The organism is Corallococcus exercitus, assembly GCF_003611585.1.
GTDB classification, from domain to species: Bacteria; Myxococcota; Myxococcia; order Myxococcales; family Myxococcaceae; genus Corallococcus; species Corallococcus exercitus.
In genome coordinates this window covers 1-1,414 of the sequence record NZ_RAVW01000783.1, presented here as the reverse complement: position 1 = coordinate 1,414, position 1,414 = coordinate 1, and the positions used below count along the sequence as shown (strand labels likewise).

Annotated in this window: 2 protein-coding genes and 1 tRNA gene; 1 reads left to right on the top strand and 2 read right to left on the bottom strand. The window is 70.9% G+C overall.

Going from position 1 to position 1,414, the window contains the following annotated elements:
* On the top strand, window positions 1-663 hold a 663-nt coding region (locus D7W79_RS41990), incomplete at its 5' end, for a glycosyltransferase family 4 protein (protein WP_120530754.1).
* A 10-nt stretch (window positions 664-673) separates the two neighbouring features.
* Here D7W79_RS41990 and D7W79_RS41985 read toward each other — a convergent pair.
* Both D7W79_RS41985 and D7W79_RS41980 read right to left on the bottom strand, forming a co-directional pair.
* Window positions 674-1,075, bottom strand: coding sequence for an arsenate reductase ArsC (locus tag D7W79_RS41985; protein ID WP_120530753.1), 402 nt, complete (start codon window positions 1,073-1,075; stop codon window positions 674-676).
* Between the two features lie 79 nt (window positions 1,076-1,154).
* Window positions 1,155-1,228: transfer RNA gene (locus D7W79_RS41980), tRNA-Arg, on the bottom strand.
* Window positions 1,229-1,414 lie beyond the last annotated feature (186 nt).

The window sequence follows — 1,414 nt, the reverse complement described above, 5'->3', positions numbered from 1 at the left end:
ATCGCGAAGGGGATGCTGTCCTTCTCGGAGTTCACCAAGCGCTCGCTGGTGGAGGAGTACGGCGTGCCCGACGCGAGCGTGCACGTCGTGTGGCCCAGCGTGGACACGGCGCTGTGGCGGCCCGCGCCGGAGAAGAAGCCGCGCGACGGCGTGGTGCGGCTGCTCTTCGTGGGCGGCGACCTGGGGCGCAAGGGCGGCAAGCTGCTCCTGCGCTGGGCGCGGGAGACGCGGCGCAAGGACTGGCAGCTGGACCTGGTGACGTCCGAGCGCATCGAGGCGCCGCCGGGCGTGCGCGTGCACGTGGGCGTGCAGCCGAACTCGCCGGAGCTCATCGGCCTGGCGCAGGCGGCGGACCTCTTCGTGCTGCCGACGATGGCGGACATGTCGTCGTGGGCCATCGCGGAGGCGAAGGCCGCGGGCCTGGCGGTGGTGTCCACGCCCGCGGGCGGCGTGGGTGAGCTGGTGCGCGACGGCGTGGACGGGCGCATCGTGCCGGTGGGGGACTACGGGGCGCTGGCGAACACGCTGGACACGCTGGTGCAGCATCCGGACACGCTGGAGGCCATGGGCCAGGAGGCCCGCCGCATGGCCGAGGCGCACATGGACCTGGACACGACATGCTCGCGGATGCTCGCGTTCATCCGCCAGGTGACGGGCGTCTGAGCGGGCCGCGCTACCGGCTCCAGCCTTCCCGGTTCAGCAGCGCCAGGACGCGAGCGCGCACGTCGTCGCGGATTTCGCGCACGCGCTCCACGGGCTTGCCCTTGGGGTCCTCCAGGGGCCAGTCATCGCGCTTCAGCCCGGGCACGTAGGGACACGCATCGCCGCAGCCCATGGTGATGAGCCACCGGGCACCCTGGGCAAGCTCCTCCGTGAGGCGCTGGGGCCGGGCATCCGACAGGTCGATGCCCACCTCCGCCATGGCGGCCTGCACCTCCGGGTGGACGCGCGTTCCGGGCTGCGTGCCGGCGGAGACCGCGCGGGCCTTCGAAGGGTCCGCCAGGAGGTTGAAGAAGGCCGCCGCCATCTGCGAGCGCCCCGCGTTGTGCACGCAGGCGAAGATGACCGTGTCCACCGAGGCACCTCCTCCAGCACCAAAAGCAAAGGCCCGGAATCCCTGGGATTTCCCCAGTGATTCCGGGCCCTTACATCTGCGCGCGATGCAGGATTCGAACCTGCGGCCTTTGGCTCCGGAGGCCAACGCTCTATCCAGCTGAGCTAATCGCGCAGAACCGCTTTCCGGTGTCGGAGGAGTAACCGAAGTCCCCAGACGACGCAAGCACGCAATCCTGACCTGGCCCCGCGTGACGGCTCCTGCACAGAGGGCCCGCGCGCCCTGCCTGTCCTCCCGGCGTGATGGACTAGACCCGGGGACATGAACCGCGCTCCCCTGCTATCCGCCTGTCTCCTCGCC